Origin of the sequence: Desulfobaculum sp. SPO524, from assembly GCF_044987625.1 — a bacterium.
Lineage (GTDB): Bacteria > Desulfobacterota > Desulfovibrionia > Desulfovibrionales > Desulfovibrionaceae > Desulfobaculum.
On the sequence record NZ_JBJDSB010000005.1, the window covers coordinates 219,719 to 237,007 of the forward strand.

12 protein-coding genes are annotated in these 17,289 nt (G+C 61.7%); 4 read left to right on the plus strand and 8 right to left on the minus strand.

The features are described 5' to 3' along the window. Positions 1–23: 23 nt before the first annotated feature. Positions 24–1,232, minus strand: a complete 1,209-nt coding sequence (locus tag ACI3L3_RS15290; protein WP_404846017.1) for a hypothetical protein — start codon at positions 1,230–1,232, stop codon at positions 24–26. Positions 1,233–1,577: 345 nt separating this feature from the next. Between ACI3L3_RS15290 and ACI3L3_RS15295 the strand changes: the two genes are divergently transcribed. The 3 genes from ACI3L3_RS15295 to ACI3L3_RS15305 all read left to right on the plus strand — a co-directional run bounded on the left by ACI3L3_RS15295 (position 1,578) and on the right by ACI3L3_RS15305 (position 6,487). After that, positions 1,578–4,592 carry a PAS domain S-box protein gene (locus ACI3L3_RS15295; RefSeq protein WP_404846018.1) on the plus strand — a complete coding sequence of 1,005 codons (3,015 nt, stop codon included), beginning with the start codon at positions 1,578–1,580 and terminating at the stop codon, positions 4,590–4,592. 351 nt (positions 4,593–4,943) lie between these two features. Further along, positions 4,944–5,336 carry an ArsR/SmtB family transcription factor gene (locus tag ACI3L3_RS15300; protein WP_404846019.1) on the plus strand — a complete coding sequence of 131 codons (393 nt, stop codon included), beginning with the start codon at positions 4,944–4,946 and terminating at the stop codon, positions 5,334–5,336. 35 nt (positions 5,337–5,371) lie between these two features. After that, positions 5,372–6,487 (plus strand): permease, encoded by a 1,116-nt coding sequence (locus ACI3L3_RS15305; protein ID WP_404846020.1) that lies wholly within the window; start codon positions 5,372–5,374, stop codon positions 6,485–6,487. 78 nt (positions 6,488–6,565) lie between these two features. On the opposite strand, the gene ACI3L3_RS15310 is transcribed toward ACI3L3_RS15305, so the two are convergent. After that, positions 6,566–7,633 (minus strand): tetratricopeptide repeat protein, encoded by a 1,068-nt coding sequence (locus ACI3L3_RS15310; RefSeq protein WP_404846021.1) that lies wholly within the window; start codon positions 7,631–7,633, stop codon positions 6,566–6,568. Positions 7,634–8,174: 541 nt separating this feature from the next. On the opposite strand from ACI3L3_RS15310, the gene fliM reads away from it, so the two are divergent. Beyond that, a complete protein-coding gene (gene fliM, locus ACI3L3_RS15315) occupies positions 8,175–9,155 on the plus strand; it encodes a flagellar motor switch protein FliM (protein ID WP_404846022.1) in 981 nt (326 codons plus the stop codon). A gap of 104 nt (positions 9,156–9,259) precedes the next feature. Here fliM and ACI3L3_RS15320 read toward each other — a convergent pair whose 3' ends face one another. From ACI3L3_RS15320 to mshL, 6 genes are all read right to left on the minus strand, one after another. After that, a complete protein-coding gene (locus ACI3L3_RS15320) occupies positions 9,260–9,976 on the minus strand; it encodes a flagellar motor protein MotB (RefSeq protein WP_404846023.1) in 717 nt (238 codons plus the stop codon). Continuing rightward, on the minus strand, positions 9,973–10,785 hold the full coding sequence (locus ACI3L3_RS15325; protein ID WP_404846024.1) for a motility protein A: 813 nt from the start codon (positions 10,783–10,785) through the stop codon (positions 9,973–9,975). The genes ACI3L3_RS15320 and ACI3L3_RS15325 overlap by 4 nt, the downstream gene beginning before the upstream one ends. Continuing rightward, positions 10,782–11,993, minus strand: coding sequence for a Crp/Fnr family transcriptional regulator (locus tag ACI3L3_RS15330; RefSeq protein ID WP_404846025.1), 1,212 nt, complete (start codon positions 11,991–11,993; stop codon positions 10,782–10,784). Before ACI3L3_RS15330 ends, ACI3L3_RS15325 begins: the two co-directional genes overlap by 4 nt. A 48-nt stretch (positions 11,994–12,041) precedes the next feature. Next, a complete protein-coding gene (locus ACI3L3_RS15335) occupies positions 12,042–14,507 on the minus strand; it encodes an HD domain-containing phosphohydrolase (protein WP_404846026.1) in 2,466 nt (821 codons plus the stop codon). A 255-nt stretch (positions 14,508–14,762) separates the two neighbouring features. Beyond that, positions 14,763–15,569 (minus strand): tetratricopeptide repeat protein, encoded by an 807-nt coding sequence (locus tag ACI3L3_RS15340; RefSeq protein WP_404846027.1) that lies wholly within the window; start codon positions 15,567–15,569, stop codon positions 14,763–14,765. Beyond that, complete coding sequence (mshL, locus tag ACI3L3_RS15345; protein ID WP_404846028.1) at positions 15,566–17,197, minus strand: pilus (MSHA type) biogenesis protein MshL; 1,632 nt, start codon at positions 17,195–17,197, stop codon at positions 15,566–15,568. The genes ACI3L3_RS15340 and mshL overlap by 4 nt, the downstream gene beginning before the upstream one ends. Between the last annotated feature and the right edge of the window lie 92 nt (positions 17,198–17,289).

The window sequence follows — 17,289 nt, forward strand, 5'->3', positions numbered from 1 at the left end:
TGGCAACTGCATAAGGCCCGTGGTTAGGACACGGAACCGGGCTCGATGATGGAGCGAATGTATTGCTTCATGAGCACGCTGATGCGCTCCTCGCGCGAAAGCTCGGCGGCGAAGCGGTCGTTCTTGAACAGCCGGGCAAAAATGTCGCGCTCCATAAGGGGGTGGTCCTGCCAGCGGCGGGCAAGGCGCTGGGCATAGCCGGACACGAGGGCTTGCAGCTCCTCATTGGTCATGGCCATGTACTCCCGCACCTTGGCGGCAATGGTCGTGGGCGCGGGCAGTGCGTCGGACTCGATAATTTCGCGGAAGGCGTCGGAGAAACGGTGACAGCCCGCAATGATGTGCTTGGCGCGCACCACGTTCATCCCGGCCCAGCCCGCGCGCAGCCATTTGAAGACCATGCTGGAGGTGCCGGTGCCCGGCTCGGGATTCTCCACGTACACGGAGACGGCGGCGGAGTCGTACATATAGGTATCCATCCAGCCGATGCCGCCCTTGGTCAGGCCTTCCTCACCGGAGTAGACATAGTCCCACGTGGCGTCGTCGAGGATGCCGCCCTTTTTGCCCACGGAGGACGGACCGTCCTGCAGGGATACGGAAATAAGGGCCGCACGGCCGTCAATACTGGTCACGATAAGCAGGCGCGACAGGTCATAGCTGTAATACGCGCCGCTGAACGAATCCGGGGTGATTTGCTCAAACTCGCGCCCACGCAGCACCACGGGGGATTCCGTTTCGTCCACGGCCTCCCACAGCTTGGGGCGGTGGCGGAGCATGTCGCTGTCCGGATACCAGCTACTGACGCGCACCACAGAGGGCAGGACGACATAGGGCGGAATGTCCGGATTGTAGCCGTATTGCAAAATACGGGACAGGGGCGCGTCTATGGAACTGCGGACACAAACGCCCTGCGCGCCGTCGCGCTCGGGCAGTTCGGTTTCGTCGAAGCTTTTTTCCGTGCCGACAAAATCCAGAAGCGCCGCGGCATCCTGCTGCCGGAAGGTGGCGCTGGGATTCTTGGTCATGGCGATAAGGCGCTCCACCGTGGACACGATGGACGCAGGAACCGCTTGGCCCTTGGTCTTCATCTTAGGAGCAATCATGGACGAATTGTCGCCCGCCTGCGCACGGGAGTGCAGGCCGCTGAGCGTCAGACACGCCAGCATAACGACACTGACAACAAAAAGGCGCACAAGGGCCGCGCCCCGGTGCGAGAGGATACGTATGTTCATTCTTCTCTTAACTCGATACGCCGTGTGGCGTGTGGGTTTTGCGTCCGCGCACAGTCCGCGCGAACTGATCTCCGACATTACCTTCTCGCCTCTGTAAAGGCAAGCAGAGCGCATCTTCCCGCCCATTTTCGACTTTCCTTCCTGTGGATGTGGAATCACCAATGATGCCGCGCGCAGCACCGGCGCTACAGGCTCCCCCCTTTTCTGCGCATCGCCTTGCCATACCCCGCGTTCTCTGCGATTCTTGCAATGATCGGAGAACCTCTTCTCCGCCAGCGGTGTCCATACGCCCCGCACCGCGGCACAGCCCACACCAACACACAAACACTTCGGGTATTCCTCCATATGCAGGAGCTGGCAACACTCATCGCCGCCGACCGGGACTGGCTGTACACCCACCTCATCTCCATAGCAGATGAGCGCGGCCACCTTGCGCCGTCGCCGTCCATTGCCTCAGCCATCGGCTCCTTGCTGGACGGGTTTATCGACGTTCTTGCCCTAACGGCGGAGCGCTACGGCGACGCCCTGCCCCCGCTGGTGCGCCCCCCCGGCGAAACGAACAACGACCCCATCTCCGCTCTGGCCCGGCAGGAAGTCCGGCGCTGTCACCATTCCCAAAGCTCGCCGCGCAGCTACTTCACCCTGTGCAAATGGTTCCGGCAGTCGCTGGTGGACCTTGTGCGCCACAAATTCCCCACCCACTGCGAACCCCGCGTCCGCTACGTGCTGCGCTGTTTCGACGCCTTTGAAATCGCCCTGTGCGGCACATGGTTCGACACCGTCTACGACCCGGACAACGTCGAGGCGCAGCGCCATTACCAGCAGTTGCAGCACGAAAACGAGGAGTACATCAACCTCTTCGAGAATCTGCCCTCGCCCATTTTTCTGCTGGATGAAGCCCACCACGTCCTCAATATGAACCATGCCGCCACCCTGCTGGTGCATGAGCAGTACAACACGGAGCACGACGCCCAGCCCGATGAGGAAGACGACAGCGCCGACGCCTCCCCCCGGCTGGAAGACATCCTGCCGTGGCTGCGCGGCGCTCTGCCCGCGCCGGTCGCATCCGGTGTGTGCCGCCCATCAGCGGGCTTTTCCATCAAGCAGGGCGAGCGGTGTTTTGACATCACTTGCCTGCCCCTCGCGGACTGCCACGCCACGGAGCAAGGAAGCCGCGCCTCCTCCATCGTGGTCATTCTGGACGATGTGACGCGCTTTCGCGATGCGGAGCAATCCCTGCGGCGGTCCGAGGAGCGCTTTCGCCGCATTTTCGACAGCGCCCACGACGCCATCATCATCCATGACCTGAAGGGCCGCATTCTGGACGTGAACGAATCCATGCTCCACATGTTCAACGTCACCCACCGCGAAGCGCGGCGAATGTCCATCATTCATGACCTGTCGTCGTACGACATCCCCAAGAACCTTCTGCCGCTCATTTGGGAGAAGGCGCTGGACGGCGAGCCGCAGCTCTTTGAATGGAAAGGCCGCCGCCCCAAGGACGACAGCACCCTGGACATAGAAATCTTCCTGCGCCGCCTCAACTTCGGGGATGGAGACGTGGTGATGTCCACCATACGGGACACCACGGCCCGCAAGCGCTCCGAGCACCTGCTGCGCCAAAGCGAGGAATACCACCGCACGTTCTTCCAGAACAACCACTCCATCATGCTCATTATTTCGCCCGACACAGGCGAAATCTACGACGCCAACCCCGCCGCCTGCGACTACTACGGCTATTCCAAGGATGAACTGCTGGCCAAAAACATCACGGACATCAACATTCTGACGCGGGATGAAATCAACGCCGAAATGCAGCGCGCCAGAGACGAAGCGCGCGAGCGCTTCCACTTTCGCCACCGCCTTGCCTCGGGCGAAATCCGCGATGTGGATGTCTACTCCGGTCCCATCATGTATCAGGGCCGCGAGCTGCTCTTTTCCGTGGTGCACGACACCACGGAAAAAAACCGCATCCAGCAGGCGCTGGCCCTCAGCGAGGAAAAATTCCGGCGCATCTTTGAAAACATGCAGGACGCCTACTACCTTGGCGACCTTGAAGGCTGGCCCATCCTTATCAACAAGGCCCTGCCCACACTGCTGGGCTACACGGCCGAGGAAATCCTCGCCCTGAATGTGCAGGACATCTACGTGGACCCGGACTGCCGCAACACCCTGCACGACGAACTGCGCGAAAAGCGCGAAATCCGCCTGCGGGAACTGCCCCTGCGCCGCAAGGACGGGCAGATCATCACCGTGGAGTGCAATATGCAGATGATCTACGACCGCGGCGAGGCCGTCGCCGTGGAATCCATCTGCCGCGACATCACGGACAGAAAGCGCGCCAACGCCATCCTCAGCCAAAGCGAGGCCCGCTACCGAGGCCTCTTCGAAAACTCGCCCATTTCCCTGTGGGAGGCGGACTTCTCCCTTGTGCGCCACTATATCGACGACCTCGCCGCCAACGGCGTGGAGGACTTCGAGCGCTACTTTATGGGCAATGACGAGGCCGTGCAGCAGTGCGCCGCCCTTGTGCAACTGCTGCAGGTTAACGAGGCCACCCTGCGCCTTTTCGACGCGGACACCAAATACGACATTCTGCCGGGCCTGCAGAACATTTTTACCTCCAACAATATCGTCTCGTTCCGCCAGCAACTCATCGCGCTGGCCAAGGGCAAACTGCGCGAGACCTTTGAGGCCCCGCAGGTAACGCTGATGAGCGACACCAAATACGTCACCATCCACCTGAGCGTTGCGCCGGGCTACGAGGAATCGTGGGGCAAGGTTATTGTCTCCGTCATCGACATCACCGAGCGCCGCCGTCTGGAGGAAGAGCTCAAACGCCTTGCCACCACGGACCCGCTGACCGGAGCGGCCAACCGCCGCGCATTTTTGGACAAGGCGGAAAAGGAACTCCAGCGCTCCCGGCGCTACTCCCTGCCGCTAACCATCATGATGCTGGATATCGACCACTTTAAACGCGTCAACGATACCTACGGCCACGCGGCCGGGGACGACGTGCTGCGCTCTATGGTCGGCACCTGCAACACCATCCTGCGCGAGAACGATGTCTTTGGCCGCCTTGGCGGCGAGGAATTCGGCGCCCTGCTCATCCAGACGGACCGCGACGACGCCATGCATGTGGCCGAACGCATGCGCTCCCAGCTTGAGGCAACCACCGTGGAGACCGACGAAGGGCCTATTTCCTTCACCGTATCCATTGGCCTGCACACCGAAATCGCCGGAGCGCGGCCCCTTGAGGACATCATGGTCAAGGCCGACCGCGCCCTGTACCACGCCAAGCGCACAGGCCGGAACAAGGTGGTGGACTACACCGCCGCCATAGACGAAATCGACCCGTAGCGCGGCGCATTCTGCGCGCCATCGCCGCCCGCCCTTCGCCCATTCAAAGCTTCCCCAGTGACAAAAAAAGCCGCTCCACACACCGCTCCGGCCAGCGCGGCGTCACACCGCGCCCCGGAAGCACCCTTTTCCGCCACGCACCACTCTGCCGCGCCTTTCCTCACCAACACGCAGCCACGCAGGGCCCACGACGTGGAGCCACAGCCTTCACCCCAACGACACCCAGCACACCTCTCCGCCACCACCTGCCGCTTCTCCCCCGTCCTTCATGCCGCCCGTCGTGACGTGTTGACACCGCCGCAAAGGTGAGTATATTGCCATATAGCAATATAGCTACATGGAGATATACCTATGCAGGAATTCCTCGACGTCATGAAGGCGCTGGCCGACCCAAGCCGCGTCAAAATCATCAAGATGCTCCAGCACCGCAGCGATATGTGCGTGTGCGAACTGCGCAGCGCCCTTGGCCTTGCCCAGCCCACGGTGTCCAAGCACCTCAAGGTGCTGGAGGGCGCAGGACTGCTGACGCGCAAAAAGGACGGCCAATGGGTGAACTACGCCCTGCGCCGCGAGGCGGGCTCCTACGCGGCGGCCATGCTCGACAATCTGGACGGCTGGCTGAACGACACGCCGGACATCCGCGACGTGCTGGATAAGCTACCGCACCTCGACAGGCTGACCATCTGCGGGGCGCCCACCGGGCCAGACCCCGCAGACCCCGCCACGGCGGACACCACCAAGTAAGTGACGCGCCACCGCGTTGACCAAAGGAGCCCCCTATGAATTCCTTTGACCTCAAACCCCTTTCCAAGCAGGAGACGGTGGACGTCAGCGAACTGGGCGCCGCGCCCTGCGCGTGCCAAAGCGAGTCCGCTCCCCAGCACTTCCGCCTCTCGCATCCCCTGCTTCTGTCCCTGCTTTTGGCGGGCTGGATAGCGCTCTACATGAATCTGCCCCGGCTGGCGGATGTCATCACTTTTCAGTTCATGGGCCTTGCCGAGACCTCGCACTTTGGGCAAGCCGTCCGCTTTTTCATCTACGACGGACCAAAGGTGCTCATGCTGCTGGCTCTTGTGGTCTTTGCCGTGGGCATTGTCCGGTCCTTCGTCACCCCGGCGCTGACGCGGAAAATCCTCTCCGGGCGCGGCGAGTTTGTGGGCAACGGCCTTGCGGCCTGCCTCGGCATTGTCACGCCCTTTTGCTCCTGCTCCGCCGTACCGCTGTTTATCGGCTTCATCACCACAGGCATCCCCCTTGGTGTGACGCTGTCGTTCCTTATCGCCGCGCCCATGGTCAACGAGATTGCCCTCGTCATGCTCTACGGGCTGTTCGGCTTCAAGGTGGCCGCGCTCTACCTTGGCACCGGGCTGCTGGTGGCCATTGTGGCCGGGTGGATTATTGGCCGCCTGCGGCTGGAACACCACATTGAGGACTGGGTCAGCCTCGCCACCGCCGAAGCCGAAAAGAACCACAACCTGACGTGGCGTCAGCGCCTCGACATGGGCGCGGAGTCCGTGCGGGACATCGTGGGCAAGGTGTGGCTGTACGTCGTGATTGGCATCGCCATTGGCGCGGGCATCCACGGCTATGTGCCCGAAGGCTTCATGGCCTCGGTCATGGGCAGCGGCGCATGGTGGTCCGTCCCGGCGGCCGTCATCATGGGCGTGCCCCTCTACACCAACGCGGCGGGTATTATCCCCATCGTGTCGGCCCTGTTTGCCAAAGGCGCGGCGCTGGGCACCACGCTGGCCTTTATGATGAGCGTCATCGCCCTGTCCCTGCCGGAGATGATCATCCTGCGCAAGGTGCTAAAGCCCCGGCTTATTGCCGTGTTCGTCGGCGTTGTGGCCTCGGGCATTTTGCTGGTGGGCTTTGTGTTCAACGCCGTCATCTAACTCTTTTTCCCTCATCAACACACCAGCGCCCCGGCGGAGCATGGCTCCACCGGGGCGCTGGTGCATGCGGGCTGACCGCTACACGTCCTTGATGGTTTGGGGCACCGTTTCCGGCGGGCGGGTGCGCTTTGGTCCCTGCCACGGCGTCCCGTACAGTTCGTCGTAAAATTTCAGGGCCTCGGGGAACTCGCTGTTGCAGTTGAGCGCCTCCGCAATTTCCCGCTTGGCTTCGTCCATTTCGCCCATGTAGTGGAACGCCTTGGACAGATTATAATGGACGTTTTCGTCCTCCGGCGTCAACTCCAGAGCGCGCTGATAGGCATGCACCGCGCCGGGGTAATCCCCATTACGGCGCAGGCGGACGCCCAGCGTATTGTACGGATTGGGGGCGCGCACATCGTGCTTGAGGATGGTAATGAAGACGCTCTTGGCCTCCTCCATCCTGTCAAACTGGGCGTGCACCTCTGCCGCGCGTTGCAGGTACTTCTGGAAGCGCCGGTCATCGCCCTTGCCCCTGTAGGCCTCGGCCAACCCCTGATAGGCCTCGGCATACAGGTCATTAATCTTGATGGCCTTGTTGAAGGCGATGATGGCCTTGCCGTACTTCTGACGCAGCAAATAGTCGCAGCCCATATCATAATACTTCTGCGCCTCATCCTGCAGGGACAGAATTTCCTCAAACTCCTCAATGGCGTCGTCAAAGTCGCCTTGGTTGACCATCTCCTTGGCGGCGTTGAGCTGTTCTTCCTCAATTTCGCTAAAGCGCTGGAGCTGCTGGGCCATGACAATATGGCGCTGGAAGGTCTCGAAGGAATAGGGCCGCAGCACGTAGCCCGTGCACCCGGCGGAAATGGCGTCCAGCACCTCGTTTTTGGAATTGACGAGGGTGACCATAATGACGGGGACCTTGCGAAACTGGGCGTACTGTCGCAGGGTGCGCACAAAGCGCACGCCGTCCATGTCGCCAAGGTCCATGTCGCTGATGACAAGGTCCACCTCCGCTTCACTAAGACGGGTCAACCCCTCGCCCCCCTTGGCAAAGGCATAGATGCGCCTCGGGCGGAAGCGCTGCATGGTTTGCTTATCCCGCCGCAGGTGGTCGTCCACTGCGGACAGGATGGCAACATGACCAAGCGATGACCCCACAGGTTCTCCTCGGCTAGCCGTTCATGGTCCATGCGGTCCCAACCTGAACCTGCCTCAGCCGTAGCGGCGCTGGGGACGCGCCAGCCGCATGCCGCACAGGGGGACACTCTTTCTTTTGTAGATGGCTGGCCCGCATTTGGCAACATTTCGGGTGAGAAGATGCGGCCCCCTGCACGCTGTGGCCGGGCGCACTGCCACTGTCCACGCGCCGCGCGCCGCGTGCGCCACACGTGCAACATGTCAAAATCATGTCACTCTTTATGCCGGGCCATGGGCAGGCGACCTACCGCCCCCGCTCCGGGCGCGGCACAGGCAGATGCAAAAAAAGTGGTTCGGCATTTGCATACTTAGGGGAAACCCCGCGCCGGCGCTGGATATGGCACATCCGGCAGCGGCGGGCACGGCCCCAAAATGCGCCGTGCATCGGCTTCACCACAGGCCCGGGGCCTTGCGCCATAACGCGGCGCGGCGTATTGTACTTAGACACCGAATCTCAGCAGGCGGCGTTTTTTGCCGCCGCAAGAACCCTACAGGCGATATTATGAGCAAGATTCTCGATCAGGACGAAGTCGACGCGTTACTCCGAGGCCTTTCAGGAGGCGAAATCGAAGCGGAGGCGGAAATCCCCGAGGACGATACCGGGGTCGTCTCGTTCGACCTGGCCAATCAGGACCGAATCATCCGTGGCCGGATGCCGGTTCTGGAGATCGTGAACGACCGCTTTGCGCGGCTGTGCACCAATGCACTGGCCAACGCCATGCGCAAACGCGTGGACCTGAACCCGATCTCCATCGACATGTCGAAGTTCGGCGACTTTATGCGCTCCCTGCCGGTGCCCACGTCCATTAACATCTTCAAGATGGACCCGCTGCGCGGTAACGCGCTGCTGGTCGTGGACTCCCGGCTCGTTTTCGCCCTCGTGGAAAATTTCTTTGGCGGCGCTGGCAGCCAGCCCAAGGTGGAGGGCCGCGACTTTACGGCCATTGAACAGGCCATCGTCGACCGCGTGGTCAAAATTGCCCTCTCCAATCTGGAGGACGCATGGCGCCCGGTGCACGACGTGCACATTGAGCAGACGCGCTCCGAGATTAACCCGCAGTTTGCGGCCATTGTGCCGCCTTCGGACGTGGTTATCGTGGTCACCTTCGAGGTGGAGCTGGAGAATGCCATCGGCTCGCTTATCGTATGCCTGCCCTACGCCACGCTGGAGCCTATCCGCTCCAAGCTGCATGCCTCCTTCCAGTCCGAACGACTGGAAGTGGACCACGCGTGGATTGCCCGCTTTAAGGAGCGTCTGCTTGAAACGCCGGTGGAAATGGTCATAGAGCTGGGGCAAACCAAGATTACAGGCCGCCAGCTCCTCAACCTTGACGTGGGGGACATCCTGCTCCTGAATACGGACACGGAGGAACTCCTTACCGCCGAGGTGGAGGGCGTGAAGAAATTCTACGGCCTGCCCGGCCGGGTGAAAGGCAGCAAGGGCTTTCAGGTGGTGCGGGAAGAAGAACCCCGCTACGCCTAGCCACAGACAAAACGCATTCAGGGCGCGCGGCATATGCCGCGCGCCCTTTTTTTGCGTCGTCTGGCCGGTGCGTCACCGGGCCGGCGCGTCATCTGGACAGCACATTATCTGGCCGGCGCGTTCCGCTCCCCCGCCGCCGGGGCAACAAGGATGACAATGCGCCGGTTGCGCATTTGGTTCGCCTCAATGGCGCGGCCCTGCGCGTCGCGGTTGGGCGCCACGGGGCGCGTATCGGCAAGCCCCTTTACCTGCAACTTGTCCTTAGGAAAACCCTTGTCGATAAGGTAGCGCGCCACGGCGGACGCCCGCGCGGCGGACAGCTCCCAGTTGGACGGAAATTCCTGTGAGCGGATGGGGTTGTCGTCGGTGTGCCCCTCCACGGTCACCCGGTAAGGGATGCCCACCAGCACCGGGGCCACATTCTCCAGCGCCCGCAAGGCAAGGGGCGTGAGTTCCGCGCTGCCGGAATCAAACAGCACCGCGCCGTGCAGGTTCACGGCCACAGCGTCATCACGGCGGCTGAGTTCCACTACAGCGTTGGCCGGACCAACACGCCGGGCAAGGTCCGCATGGATTTGCCGCAGCGTGCGCAGGCGCACGCGAACCTCATCGGGCATGGTCGCTTCGCCCTCGGGCGGCGGCGCGCTCATGGCTTCGCCCAGGGAGCGCGCCACGGTTTCGTAGTGGGAGTCGTCCACCTCGCTCACGGAAACCACAAGGATGAAGAAGCACAGGATAAGGGTCATCATGTCCGCAAAGGAGAGTTCCCACCCGCCGCCCTCGGCGTTCAGGCGCTCGCGGCGGCGCGAAAAACGAATCATGACCGCTCCTTGCCCGGACGCGGCGGCGCGGCCTTGCGCTGCACGGTGATGGACCCCCAGCGCCGGGGCGGCAAGTAGGCCTTCAGCTTATCCAGCACAATGAGCGCCGGCGTGCGGTCCTTGATGAGCAAAACCCCGTCGCGGATGACGGACATGAGAATGGCCCGCTCCTCAATGCGCTTTTCCACCTTCACGGCGATGGGCAAAAACACCATGTTCGCCAGCAAAATGCCATACAGGGTGGTGGTCAGCGCCGTGGCCATGGCCGGACCGATTTCACGCAGGTCCGCGCCCATGGCCTGCATCATGCCGATAAGGCCGATGAGCGTGCCGATAATGCCAAAGGCCGGCGCAAGGCGCGACATGGTGCGGTAAATGCCAGCGGCGGACATTTCCTGCTCGTAGGCCTGCAAAATGCGGGTATCCAAAATCTCGCGGATTTCCTCGCGCGGGTAGCCGTCCACCACCATCTGCATGGCGTCCTTGAGGAATTCGTTCTCTATGCCGGGGAGCTTTTTCTCCAGCCGCATGGTCCCGCCGCGCGAGGCCACATCCGCAAAGGAATGCAGCGCGCCGATGTACTCGCCGATGGGGAGCTCTTCCCGCCCAAGGGCGATGAGAAAGATTTGCAGCACGCGCGCCACTTCCTTAAGGGGGTAGCAGATAAAGGTGGCCGCCGCCGTGCCGCCAAGGACAATAGCCAGCCCCGGCAGGTTGAGGAACACAAGGGCGCTGGCCGTGGAAAACCACGTGGCAAAGCCCAACACCGCCATGCCGATGACTATGCCGATGATGGTGGCGACGTTCACCGCCCTATCCCCTTAATGTCCTTGATGGTGTCAATAAGCTCCTCCTCAATGTCCGCCGCCTCCATCTCGTCCACGCCTTCAAGGCTTCCGGCCTGATCGCGCACCACCCCCGCTATCTTTTGGGACAGGCTGCCGTAGAGGCGCTCCTTGGCCTCCTCCCCGGCCATGGCCGCCAGCACGGCGAGCTTGTGGTACCCAAGGCGCGAAAACGCCTCCTGCAGCGTGGCGTTGTCCACGTGAACGATGTCGTCCACGGTTTCAAGGTCCTCGGGCGAGACGCGTTTGCGTTTGACGCGGCGGAAGAATTCATCGCCCATGTCCTTGGCCCATTCCTCCACCGTTGGCTTGTGGAAAAAGAACATGGTTTCGGGAATTTCCTTATAGCTCATCTTGCGGAAGATGATTTCCGGGTCCGCGTCCACACTGCGGGCAAAGTCGTACACGTCCACAAATTCAAGGCACTCCGTAAAGGGCGCGCGCACGGGGCCAAGCTCCTGCGACAGACTACGCACCACGGACAAAAACTTTTCCGGCTCCGGTATGGTGATGGCGCGGTCCTTGAGGAAGTCCGACTTGCGGCGCAGACGGCCAAGGGCGTCGCGCTTCATGATAGGCTCGCGCACGTCGGCAACGGAAAGAATCTGCAACTTGGCAAGGCGGGTGATGATTTCGTCAATCTCCAGCTGCGAGACGAGGACGATGTCCTTGCACTCACGCGAGAACTCCGCATAGCTCACGCCCAGCGGCAGGCTCTCCCCCTCCTGCCGCGCCTGCAGTTTGGCGCAGTGCACGCGGTGCATCAGCTCCAGCACGGCGCAGACGCTGAGGAACACATTGCCGCTCACGCCCACGGCCAGCTTGTCCTTCATGGCCGACACCTGCGCCATCAGCGAGCGCATCAGCCGCTGCACCGGTCCCGGACTTTTGAGGAGCATCGTCTTGAACACGTCCTGATCAATAACGATGATTTCCGACGGCTCCTCGGCTACGGCGGAGGAAATGCGCGCTCCGGCGGTAAACAGGCCGTCCTCACCAAACACCTCACCGGGGCGGATACGCGCGAGGATAAGTCGCTTGTTGCTTTGGGTCTTGTACAGCGTGACAAGGCCCTTCTTGAGCATATAGGCCACCGTGCCCTTTTGCCCCTCGCGGTAGACGATGTGCCCCTTGTGCAGTGTTCTGTACTTGGTGGAGGAATTGATATCCATAAGCTGGCTTCCCAGACGGACCGTCACCGCCCCGTCAGTATGGTTGCGTCACGCGCGCAGGTACTCGGACAGCGTGCCCACCAGCTCCTGCTTGGTGATGGGCTTGGTCAGATAGCTGTTGAATCCGCTTTGTAAGCACTCCTCTCCCGCGCCGACCACAAAGTGCGGCACAAGGCCCACAAAGGGCGTTTCACACACTCCGGCTTCGCGCTCCAACTCGCGCACGGTGCGGATGAATTCCGCGCCGCTCATGTCCGCAAGGTGCGTGCCCGTCAGCACCACGGAGTAGCGCCGCTCGCGCAGGGCCAGCACCCCCTGCCGGCCGTTTTCGGCAAAGTCCATGTCCACGTCCATGTCCTTGAGGTAATAGGACACCAGCATCCGGGCGTTGGCCGCGTCCTCCACCACCAGCAGGGAGGGACGCTCCGGCTTGTCCTTGTCCGCCTCCGGCACCCGGCACAGACGCGCGCGGGCCGCCGTGCGGGCCTCGCGGCTGCGGTGCTCCACGCCAAAGACCAGCTTTCGCAGGTCGTCCGCCTCCACAGGCGACATCACGTACCCGGCCAGACCAAGGGCCACGGCAAGGCTGGCGTTGCCCGGAGCGTGCCGCGCCGCGCTCACGGCCAGCCGCCACACCGGAAACCCCGCAACATGCGACAGAATTTTGGCAACATCGAATCCGCCGCGCTCCGGCAGGTCCGCATCCAAGACCGCAAAGGTATAGGGCGAGCCGTCGTGCCACGCCTGCCGCAGCATATCCAGCGCCTGTTCCCCGTCGTCCACATGCTCAATGTGCGCGCCCCACTCGCCAAGCATCGCGCTTATATCCTCCATGCCTGCCGTCCCGGCCAGCAACACCCGCCGCTCGGTGAGGGTGGGGTTCACCACCACGTCATCAAACTGGTCGGGGTTGAGTTCGCTTTCGGCGTAGCGGCGGAACAGCCCGGAGGAGAGGAACAGGTCATGGACGTTGGAATCAATGTGGTTGTCCTTGCGCATAAAGCCCAGAATCTTCACGGCCTGCGACAGGGGCATGGGCTTCTTGTACGGGCGGTCCTTGGCGGTGAGGGCCTCGAAAATATCGGCGACGGCCATAATGCGCGATTGCAGGGCCAAGTGCTCGCCGGAAAGGCCCTCGGGGTAGCCTGTGCCGTCCATCTTTTCATGATGGCCGCTGGCAAACTCCGGCACGCGCGAAAGTTTTTTGGGAAACGGAAGCTCCCCCAGCATCTTGCCGGTCATACGGGCGTGGTTTTCAATAACGCCCCGCTCGCGCCCGGTGAGCGTGCCCTTGCGGATGCACAGGTTTTCCACCTCATCATCCGTCAGGTAGGGGCGCTCCTCGCCGTTGACGCTGTAGGTCTTGGCGGCAACGGTCTTCAGGCGCTCGACCCGGTCGTCACTCATAAACTCCCCCGGCTCGTTGCAAGAGAGGGTGAAGTCCCGGTCCTCGCGCACTTCGGCAATGGCGGCGTCGTGCTCATCGGCAAGGGCGCTCATGGCGGCAGCGCTGGCCGCCCCTGCCGCGCGCAGTTCGTCCTTACGCCGCTGAAATTCCAATTCCAGCGAGGTCTCAATGAGTTCAAAACGCAGGCGAACCAACTCCACGCGGTCAAAGATGGTCTCCAGCTTGGAGGCCTTGTCCACCACATATTCGGGGGTGATGATTTTGCCGATATCGTGCAGCCACGCCGCCAGCTTGAGCTCTTCCAGTTCGTCTTCGGTAAAAAAGACGTTTTTGAAGGGGCCGTCGTCCATCTCGTTGATTTCGCGGGCAATCATCATGGTGATGTCCACCACACGGTTAATATGCCCGCCCGTGTAGGGGGACTTTTCTTCAATGGCGTTCGCGATGCTTTTGATGAAGGCGTACAACAGGTCCTTCAGGTCCTGAATGAGCTGAGTCTTGGTCAGGGCCGCTGCGGCCTGCGAGGCAAGGGACGCCACCAGCATGACCCGGTCGTCCGTAAACTCCCCAATGCCGTCGTCCTGCGATTGGTCCATGGCGTTGAGCAGTTGCAACACGCCAATGATTTCACTCTCGTGATTCCGCAGGGGGATGACCAGCATGGACTTGGAGCGATAGCCCGTGGCCTCGTCGTATTTTCGGGGGCCGGTAAAGTCGAAGGCCTCGGATGTGTACACGTCGCGGATGTTGACGATGTCGCCTTCCAGCGCCACATGGGACGACACGTTGGCATGGTTTGGCGCGCCGTCCACGGCAAGGGGCACAGGCGGCAGATTGATGGGAACGCCGGACGTGCCGCCCATGCGCGTTTTCATGGTGTCGTTTTGCAGGATGACAAAGTTGAGGTGGGAGCCGTCGTCGCTGACCATGTAGAGGGTGCCGGCATCTGCGGCGGTGATTTTTCGCGCCTCGTAAACGATCATCTCCAGCAGGCGCGACACGTCCTTTTCGCCGGAGAGGGCCATGCCGATTTCCGCGTAGGTTCTGAGATGATCATATAAGGATTCGCCATGCAGGGATGGCTGCTCCCCGTCCTGTCTGCGCATTGCCTGCATACCCCCCTCTGGCTGCACTGGACCACACGACCCCTCTCGCGGAACACCTGTCTATTCTTCAACATACGTCATGCCCCGTCCCGGCACAACCCAATTTGCCGCGCGGGGCCGTCAGATGCGAAAAAACACTGTGTTGCCGGGCAAAAGGAAAACGCCTCCCCCGCGGGCTGGGTGCCGGGCGGGAGAGGCGTGACGGAAGCGGTGCGCCAGTATGGACGGCGGCAGGATGCGCGCAGGCGCGGGCATCTAGCGCTCGCCGAGGATGCGGCCCAACTGGAGCACCTTCTCGTTCATGGGATAGCGGTCCACGAGGCGGCGGTAGATACTCAGCGCCTCCCCGCGCTTGTCCTCGCCAAGCAGGGCATAGGCAAGGTTCAGATTACTCACGAAGTCCGACGGGCGCAGGCTCAGGGCGCGGCGGTAAAAGTTTTCCGCGTCGGCGTAGCGCTTTTCCTTGAGGGCAAGGTAGCCTTCCCACTTGTACTTGGTGGCGCTTTCCTTGCGGCCGATTTGGGTGGTCATCCTATCCAGCAGTTCCTTGGACTTGGACAAATCCCCGGTTTCGGACGTTTGCACCAGCTTGCGCTGGAGCGAGAGCACTTCCTCGTTGGTGCGCGCCCGCTTGGCAAAGTGCACCTCCAAGGCCTTGGTGGGCTTCGTGAGGTCCACCACGTCCTGCTGGCGCTCCTCCACCGTTGGGCGGTACAGGCGCTGCTTGACGATGGGTTCCTGATTCACGGGCGCCTCCTGCCGGCGTGGCAGGGCAAGGTCTGCGGTGAGGTCGCTCTCCGCGCCATCGCCAGGCGCGCGCTCCTGTACGCTGGCGTTTTGGGCGCGCGGCACATCGGGCGGCAGCGGCAATTCAATCTGCTCCACCTCGCGCTTGATAAAGAACACACCGGAGCCCACAAGCAGCACAAGAATGCCGATATAAATCACCGCCCGGATGATGAGCTTGCTCATGCGCGGAGCCACGGCCTGAGGCGTCTGCCGGGTCTCCCTCGCCGCCTCTTCCTTTTTCAGCTGTTGGAGACTGCGGTAGATAACGCTCATTGCACTACTCTGATGTTCATGATGATGACGAGTTCCCGCACGCTCTCAATCTGGGTACGGCTCTTGAACAGCCAGCCCAGACCGGGAACCTGCGAGAGCCCCGGCACACCGGAGTCGGTCTTGCCGGTGTCCTTGTCGATGAGGCCGCCAAGGATGATGGTGTCCCCATCGCTCACGCGCACGGTGGTGCTCACGTTCTTCACCTCCACCTTGGGCAGGGAGATTTGGTCGCCAGCGCCGGTTACGGCCTTAGGCTCAAGGCTGCTGGAGTTGACCTCACTCTTGATGGGGTAAATCTGCATATCAATCTTATTGTCATCGTTGATGAAGCAGATGACGCCCAGCATCACGCCGTTGAAGACCGTTGCCGTCTCCACGGTGAAGGTGGTGTTGTTGTCGTCGTCCACCTCGCGCGAGATTTCGCTGACGTATTTTTCCGACTGGCCGGAGGTGAACAGCGCAGGCTGGCCGTGCCGCACGCGCACATGCGGATTCGCCACGGTCTTCAGCCCGCCAAAGGTCTGCATGGCCTCAATGGCGGCGTTGATGGCAATGTCGCCCTTGGTGAAGCCCGTCATCTTAAAGACAACGTCGTCGCCGCTGCGGGTCAGACTGCCGATGCCGTTGGGGTACTCCGCAGGATTGTCAAAACGGCTCAGGTATTCAAACGTGGTGCCGGAATCGCCTGCGGACAGACGCTGGTCCACGTAGTTCCAATCAATGCCAAGGCTCCAGTTGTCATCCAGCGAAACCTGCAGGATGCGGGCGTCAATGACCACCTGCCGCGACAGCTTGGCTTTGAGGTTATTGAGCATCTTGGCCACGGCGCGCAGCTTGCCGGGCGTAGTGCGCACGTAAAGCTGCCCCGCAAGCGGGTCGAGGGCGAAGAAGCCGTTCTTGTCGGCGGAGTCGCCCCCACCGCCGCCACCGCCGTCGATATTGCCGCTTTCCTCGTTGATAATGGCGTCCACGGTTTCCAGAATGAGACCATAGAGGGAGTCGTCCTCAAGGGCGCCGCCCATTTCCGTCTCAAGGGTAAACTCGCCCGACAGGTCGCCGCCCGAGCCTTCATTACCGAGGTTGCCAAAGATGTCGCCGCCGCTGGACGTTGCGACCTCGCTGGTGACGTTGACGAAATCAAGCTCGAAGGTGCGCTCGTTCCAGCGCTGGACGTACAGGATGTTGTCCTTGACCTCCCATGCGAGGTCGTAGGCTTCGAGGAGCTTTTCCACCACAAGGGCACTGGAGGCATCCTCAAAGCTGATGGTGATCCTGTTATCCAGACTGATGCCCGGCTCGATGACAAGGTTCAACCCCGCGTTGCGCGCGATGAGGTAGAGCACATTATGGATGGTCTCCTCCTGCACGCTGATGGAGATGCGCGTCTCTTCCAGCGGATTGAACTCGGGCAAGACCGGTTCAAGGGCCTCCACCAGCGAGCCTTTCTCCTGCTCCAACTGCTCCTCCTGCGCCCGCACCTTGAGGAACTGCTCGTTCTCGTGGCGGATGCTTTTGTAGAGGGCGTCGTAATCGAGGTTGCTCTCCAGCTGTTTGGACGCCTGATTCCCGCATGCCGCAAGGCAAAGCGACACGACTACCAATCCCAAAACCATCGTACACCTGCGCATGGTCGGCACCTTCCTGTCCCTTCCAGCGGAAAGGGGTTCCGATGTGATCGCGGGTGGCGCCCCGCACACCGAGATTTTGCGTAAAATATCAA